We start from the raw sequence: 5968 nt of genomic DNA, 5'->3' as shown, positions 1-5968 counted from the left end.
AATCACACCTCCACAACTATTATATAAAATCAACGATTGTTTATCAACGATCACCATTAAAAACCTCGTTGATAAACAGACAAAACCTCGTTGATAAACAGACAAAACCTCGTTGATAAACAGACAAAACCTCGTTGATAAACAGACAAAACCTCGTTGATAAACTTCTATAAGCCTTGGGAGAGTAAGGCTCAAAAGGGGTCTAAAAGAGGTTTAAAAGAGGTTTATAAAAGAGGTTTAAAAGAGGCACCACTGTACAAGATCAAAATCTAAAACAAAAATACAAAGGAGTGAGCTCCAAAACAGGCTCACATTAAACTCCAGTCGCTATGCTCCTTGCGCCTCACTCTGTTCGTTGCCTAAAAGGTGCGGCAAGCCACATTAATTCGGGCGCTGACGCCCCGAACCCCGTCCAAGCTGAGCCAGCTTAACCGCTTTTTCACTCGCCGTTAGGCAGGAAAGCAAAGTTTTATAGAAACTTTGGCTTTCGCCAATTCAGTGTTAAGACTGGTTTAGAGCTGTCAATTCCTTATGCTCCCACGCTACGCTCGTCCGCTACCATTGACAGCAAACAGTTAGTTTTTCTAAATCTTAGCAAGACTTTAACTGCTATATTCGTTTTTAAGGGCCTTATTTCTCGTTTCTAGCGGTTTTAAGACTGTTTATATATATTTATACCAAAGGAAAAATAAAAAGCCCTCAGCAGGCTCTTAGAGGGCTAAATGACGAAACCTGGACGACTAATAATATCTTCTTGCCTTTTTTGCAAAACATAAGTGTATAAGGAATCATACAAGTTCCTTTTGATCTCATCAGGTTCATTGACAGAAGCTTCAAACAATTCTTGAATATCAATTTGCCAAGGATCAGCAAGCATTTCATCAATGGGTTTTAATACTTTCTTTTCGTCCATCTTGATTACTCCTAACATCAAAATAATGCTTTCAGTTTAGATTTACAGATTTTACAGTACCGTTATTCCAATTTTGTTACCAAACTCATAAAGATTCTTTGCACAGAACGATTAAAAAAAATTTGGCTTAAAACAGTGGGATCTGCAACACTTTTTAAGTATTTAAAATATAAAAATCTTAGTTAAGTGCAAGCATAAATTGAATTAAAAATACAGTCAATTCAACAACGTCAGAAATTGATTGTATGGTTATCAGCAGGTCGAGTGAAACGAGGTCAATGTGCACTTACACCCTTGACAAGTGTCAAGGGTAGATTTAATCCCCATTTTGATGGGGATTATTTGTATTAGAAGGCTAGCGCCAACGATAAAAATCCTAGAGCCAAATCTCAAGATTAATCAATCACATTACGAAGGATCCAATGACTATAAGCAAGACGAGCACCGGGAGTTATTACCCAAGGGTGATTAATTTCGAAAATTTGAATTTCAGTTGCTAAGTAAAGTGGCGTCTTACCATGATTAAAAGCAAAAACGGGTTGCGGAAAATCAGGCTTACTAGCAACTTGATGAACACTTTGACGAGAGTTCATCTGCCAGCGAATTTTTAAATCTTCACGCGACAATAACTGTGGCAGCTGTGTTTTTTCAAGTTGAGCTTGTTGCTGCAACTTTTGTGTAAAGGCTTGTTTAGTCTTGTTTTGATGCCAATCATCAAAAAGATCATACTTGTTTGATTTAAAATCTAAATCCATAAAGCCAGCCTCCTAACCAAAATCAATTTTATCCAGCATCGTTTCAGTACTAGCCTGGTCTAAGCCTAAATAAGCTAAAGTCATTGCTTCACTGGAATGATTTAATAAGTGCATGACCAAACCAATATTATAATTAGATTGTGTGTAGACGCGATAAGCCCCGGTTTTGCGCATTGTGTGGGTCCCTAGATAATTAATTCCTAACAGATCGCCAACCTTGCTCATAATTTTGTAGAACTGTTTTTCCGTGATATGGCGCTCGGGGTGTTGAATGGAAGGAAAGAGCCATTCAGAGGCTAGTCTATGATCAAGTAGCCATTGACGGTACAACAAGAGCTCTGTTTGAACTGGTTTAAGATACAAGGTATTAGGCTTGCCCGTTTTTCGGTCGTGAATGAACGCATTTTGTTTAATAGAACCGTCCGGATTAAAAATATCGGTTTGTTTTAAGCGCATGACATCACTGACTCGCAACAGTGTCGCTTTGCCAACTTGAAAAACTGTATAGTTACGCCGGCCAGCTTTAAAGTTGTTGAGTAAGGTATCTTGAACCTCTTTGAGAACGTTTGAATCTTTGATGGGTAAGACAACTTGTTGCATAGTTTTAGCTCCTTAAAAAAATGATTTTTAGTACAAATTAAAGTACAATATTAAGTACAATGGAAGGGTGGTAAATATGACATTAGCATTAACACAGAGCGATTTTCGCGCTAACTTAAAAAAATATTTGGATCAAGTTAATGACGAAGACGAAACCGTTTATATTGCTCGTTCAAATAGTCGCGCAGTGGCCATCGTTTCGCAAGAAAAAATGGACTGGTTAGAAAGAGCATTAAAAGCTAAAGAAGGTTCGTTAGACTATGCAATTGCGCGTGATCAGTTAATTAAACGCCATGTTTTACCTGATGATGAAATTGTTGAATCAAATGATGATTATTGGGGTCAGTTTAAACAATGAAAAAACTAAGATTTAAGCCGCGTGCAACCTTTAATGCTGACCTAAAGCGATTAGCCAGTTTAGATAAAACTATTATTGACGAAGTTCGAGCAGCCATTGACCTATTGCTCGAACAACAACAATTACCACCAGAATTTGAAGATCATGAGCTTAATCGGCGAATGAGCGGGTATAATGAATTTCACTTACGAGATACCCCGAAAAACAGAACGCCAAGCGAAACTAATGATGTCCTGGTGGTTTATACGATTGATAAAGATGAACTAGTCTTAATTGGAATTCGAGTCGGATCGCATGATCGTTTATTTCCTGGTCAAAATCGTGCTAAAAGGTATCGAAAAAATGACGAATAGAAGAAGTCATTTTTATAATATGTAAATAAATAACCCCCAATATCCACATTATAGATATTGGGGGTTATTTTAACAATGTTTTTGAGGGGCGATTTGATAGTTATAGACCCTATTTAGTGAATAAATTCAATAATTATCGCAAATATAATAATTATAAATATTGGCAGGTAAGACATTAAAAGAATAGGCCTAAATATACAACGTAAAAAAGTTTCTTTTGATTTAATGGGTTTCATTGAAAAATCAATACTCTTCATCTTTTTTCTTACAATCTCATATAGATCTCGAAAACATCATTTGATATTAGAACTTTTTAGTAAGGCAATTGTGTATGCTCTATTTTGGTAGTAGAAAAGCCGCTTTGATCCAATATCTTTCTAATAGAATTTTCTCTTGTATATGCTTTATGAGACAATACAATACTTCTTAATAGCTCAGGGTTAAAATCGCAACTTATAAAGGGCTTATTATTAATTACTTTTTCAGGATTAATATCATTATTGTCGTTTATTTTTAAAACAACGAACCTAATTTCTTCTTCCTGATAAAGGCAGGGGTTCTTAAAACATAATGAAAATAAAAATAGTGCTCCCATAGAATCTTTCATTATTTCGAACATATCATCCGGATCTTTATTCAAATTCCTATATGCATACAACCATTCTCTGGCTACTGGATTAATATATTCCAATTGATTTTCTTTGTTATACTCAACCTTTAACGGAAAAACAAAACCATTACCTACATGAAAGTCAGAAAAAGAATTAGCTCCTATGGAAAAACGTTTAGAAAGATTTTCTTGAATCTTTTGTCTATTAAATGATAGAGCAATTTCACCATAATTTTGCAGTGCCATTGAATTTTTGTTAGCAGAAAAACTCCATATGTATTGATCCAAAGGAAGTTTTTTTCGCGATGCAAAGAATTTATTAATTTCTGTTGAGTTAGCTCCTAAATTTTCAAGCTCTTTCTTGCCCAATTCATAAGTATAATCAACCTCTTTTTTATCATTCATTGAATGAATAGACCCAAAATAAAAAGTTTTACTAAAAACAATTTTTTTAAGAGAATCAACAGTTGTATAGTGATACAAATCGGTAACACCTTTTTCATCGGGATAAAATCGATGTGCGATTAAATCTGGTTTAGCATGTCTATAGAAATCAGAATTCTCATCGTATAAATCGTTCAATGCTGTCTTCCCGTCTTCGTCTAAATTATCTATCATTTTTCTAGTTGCTTCTGGAATTTTAGATGATTCCAATATTTTGTTTAATTTTTCTAACATCTATCTACTCCTCTTTTTTCCAAAAATGCCACCAACTGTTATTGACTTTGTCTTTATGTATTTTTTTTTGCTTTTCATCAGTATCAACAACACCGTTTTTATCTTTCTTGTCATTTTGATCCTTGATATGACTGGAATTATCATTGTTCGGTAAGTTGTCATTTTTCTTGGTTGATTGTTGTTTTTGAGTTGAACTAGAAGATTCAAGTAAGCCACTTAGCTTTTGAATATGGTCTTTTAATTGACGATTTTCCGCAAGTGCCGCTAACTGTAACTGTTGTTGCTGATCTAAGGCCTTTTGTAATTTGGAAATTTGCTGATCTTTAACGTCAAGTTGTTTCAGCAAAACATCATTAATGTTAATGTCCCTTTTATCCTGTTTGTCGTTTTCAGCTTGTCGTTCTTGTCGATTTGCTTGCTGATCTTGTCGTTTTTGTTTGTCGAAATTAGCAAGTATTTTAACACCCTGATCGTCTATTTCTAGATGATTTTTAACTTTATGAGTGTACTTACTGCGGAAGCCCTTGATACTTGATATGCGCTGATTAATAGCCTGTTTTGACAACTTCAATTCATCTGAAAGTTGTCGGATAGTTTTACCCAATCGTTTCACCACCTAAATAATTCACCTTAAATTATAAATTAAAAACGACAAGAACGACAATCGACAAGTAAAAATTAAATCTAGTTATCGTTCTTGTCGTTTTTATATAGCAAGATTTTTTATTAACCCAAAGTTTCCATGATTAAAACATTAAATAAATTTTAGGCATTATTTCAAAACCTGTTTTGGAGTTCAGCAAGTGCTTCTTTTCGTGCTTGATCTCTTATTTTTTTATCATGTTCGGCTTGTTTGACAGCCAATGCTTGCTTTTCAGTAGAACCTAGAGTTAACCCCTTAACTTTATCAATGGCACGCCATTTTTCCTGTTCTGTTAATTCACCATTATGCTGAATGTTAAAGAGTTTTTGACGTTCATCTTGAAATTGCCCTTGTGAGAAGTCGTTAGCGTCTTTCTTTTCAGGCTTCCAAGTAAAAGAATACCCAATCACTGGTTTCCCGCGGCCTTTACCATATTTCTTTCGAACAGTTAGGCCTCTAAAAAGAGGGGTCAATTCTTCTCTGATTGGTTTAAGAACGTATCTATCAACGTCTCCCGGTTTTTTCCAATAACTTTTAGGAATATCAAGTAACTCAAAAAAATCTTCTTTTGATAAAAAAGCATAACCGGTTGTTCTGAAACCTTTTAACAATCTAAAAGCAGTTTTAGCATAACTGCTTCGAAGATCTCTAAATTCCGCTAAAGCATATCTAACCCACGTGTCTAAATTATTAAGAAGTGGCAAAGCATCTTTATATACTTCAATGTCTATATAAGGAGAATCAGCTTCACCAACAATTCTGAATTTAGTAAACATAACAAACATTTCTCTATTTAATCCAGATTTACTACGTCTTCCAAAATGAAGTCCCATTAACTTTTCATAAGTTCTTTGAATATCATCTTCAAAGCGATTATTTGCAGTCGGTTTATAGTTGCTCAAATCTTTAAGTTGTTCAAAAGAAAATCTAACTGTCTGATCTCCCTTATCACGCATACGAGAAATAATTGAAAAAAATAGATTCATTTCAATAGGGGTGAATTTACGTAACGGAATGGTATTAAGTTCAGGATCATATTTTATAAGTTCATTGCTCAT

Annotated in this window: 8 protein-coding genes; 2 read left to right on the top strand and 6 right to left on the bottom strand. The window is 34.5% G+C overall.

The annotated features are described in order from the left end of the window. Positions 1-718: 718 nt before the first annotated feature. The 3 genes from KGF65_RS16170 to KGF65_RS16160 all read right to left on the bottom strand — a co-directional run bounded on the left by KGF65_RS16170 (position 719) and on the right by KGF65_RS16160 (position 2268). Positions 719-931 (bottom strand): hypothetical protein, encoded by a 213-nt coding sequence (locus KGF65_RS16170; protein WP_068807461.1) that lies wholly within the window; start codon positions 929-931, stop codon positions 719-721. Between the two features lie 377 nt (positions 932-1308). Next, positions 1309-1668 carry a hypothetical protein gene (locus KGF65_RS16165; RefSeq protein WP_046870853.1) on the bottom strand — a complete coding sequence of 120 codons (360 nt, stop codon included), beginning with the start codon at positions 1666-1668 and terminating at the stop codon, positions 1309-1311. Positions 1669-1680: 12 nt separating this feature from the next. Then, positions 1681-2268 carry a site-specific integrase gene (locus tag KGF65_RS16160; RefSeq protein ID WP_020090510.1) on the bottom strand — a complete coding sequence of 196 codons (588 nt, stop codon included), beginning with the start codon at positions 2266-2268 and terminating at the stop codon, positions 1681-1683. 76 nt (positions 2269-2344) lie between these two features. Between KGF65_RS16160 and KGF65_RS16155 the strand changes: the two genes are divergently transcribed. After that, a complete protein-coding gene (locus tag KGF65_RS16155) occupies positions 2345-2626 on the top strand; it encodes a type II toxin-antitoxin system Phd/YefM family antitoxin (RefSeq protein WP_011669006.1) in 282 nt (93 codons plus the stop codon). Further along, positions 2623-2979 carry a type II toxin-antitoxin system YafQ family toxin gene (locus KGF65_RS16150; RefSeq protein WP_159293388.1) on the top strand — a complete coding sequence of 119 codons (357 nt, stop codon included), beginning with the start codon at positions 2623-2625 and terminating at the stop codon, positions 2977-2979. Before KGF65_RS16155 ends, KGF65_RS16150 begins: the two co-directional genes overlap by 4 nt. A 313-nt stretch (positions 2980-3292) precedes the next feature. Here the strand turns inward: KGF65_RS16150 and KGF65_RS16145 are convergent, their stop codons facing one another. The 3 genes from KGF65_RS16145 to KGF65_RS16135 form a co-directional block, all read right to left on the bottom strand. Then, the gene (locus KGF65_RS16145; RefSeq protein ID WP_216770716.1) at positions 3293-4267 is read right to left on the bottom strand and encodes a hypothetical protein; all 975 of its coding nucleotides are present in this window, start codon (positions 4265-4267) and stop codon (positions 3293-3295) included. A 4-nt stretch (positions 4268-4271) separates the two neighbouring features. After that, positions 4272-4871, bottom strand: a complete 600-nt coding sequence (locus tag KGF65_RS16140) for a DUF536 domain-containing protein (RefSeq protein ID WP_216770717.1) — start codon at positions 4869-4871, stop codon at positions 4272-4274. 173 nt (positions 4872-5044) lie between these two features. After that, a partial coding sequence (locus tag KGF65_RS16135) for a replication initiation protein (protein WP_216786656.1) occupies positions 5045-5968 on the bottom strand: 924 nt, incomplete at its 5' end.

It is taken from the genome of Lactiplantibacillus sp. 30.2.29 (assembly GCF_018991255.1).
Classification (GTDB): Bacteria; Bacillota; Bacilli; order Lactobacillales; family Lactobacillaceae; genus Lactiplantibacillus; species Lactiplantibacillus pentosus.
The sequence above is the reverse complement of the archived record's forward strand: the minus strand, read 5'-3'. Positions and strand labels throughout refer to the sequence as shown.

Bases quoted from the DNA above. Each gene is read 5' to 3' on its own strand.
- KGF65_RS16170 (WP_068807461.1), bottom strand. From the start codon at position 931: ATGTTAGGAGTAATCAAGATGGACGAAAAGAAAGTATTAAAACCCATT.
- KGF65_RS16165 (WP_046870853.1), bottom strand. From the start codon at position 1,668: ATGGATTTAGATTTTAAATCAAACAAGTATGATCTTTTTGATGATTGG.
- KGF65_RS16160 (WP_020090510.1), bottom strand. From the start codon at position 2,268: ATGCAACAAGTTGTCTTACCCATCAAAGATTCAAACGTTCTCAAAGAG.
- KGF65_RS16155 (WP_011669006.1), top strand. From the start codon at position 2,345: ATGACATTAGCATTAACACAGAGCGATTTTCGCGCTAACTTAAAAAAA.
- KGF65_RS16150 (WP_159293388.1), top strand. From the start codon at position 2,623: ATGAAAAAACTAAGATTTAAGCCGCGTGCAACCTTTAATGCTGACCTA.
- KGF65_RS16145 (WP_216770716.1), bottom strand. From the start codon at position 4,267: ATGTTAGAAAAATTAAACAAAATATTGGAATCATCTAAAATTCCAGAA.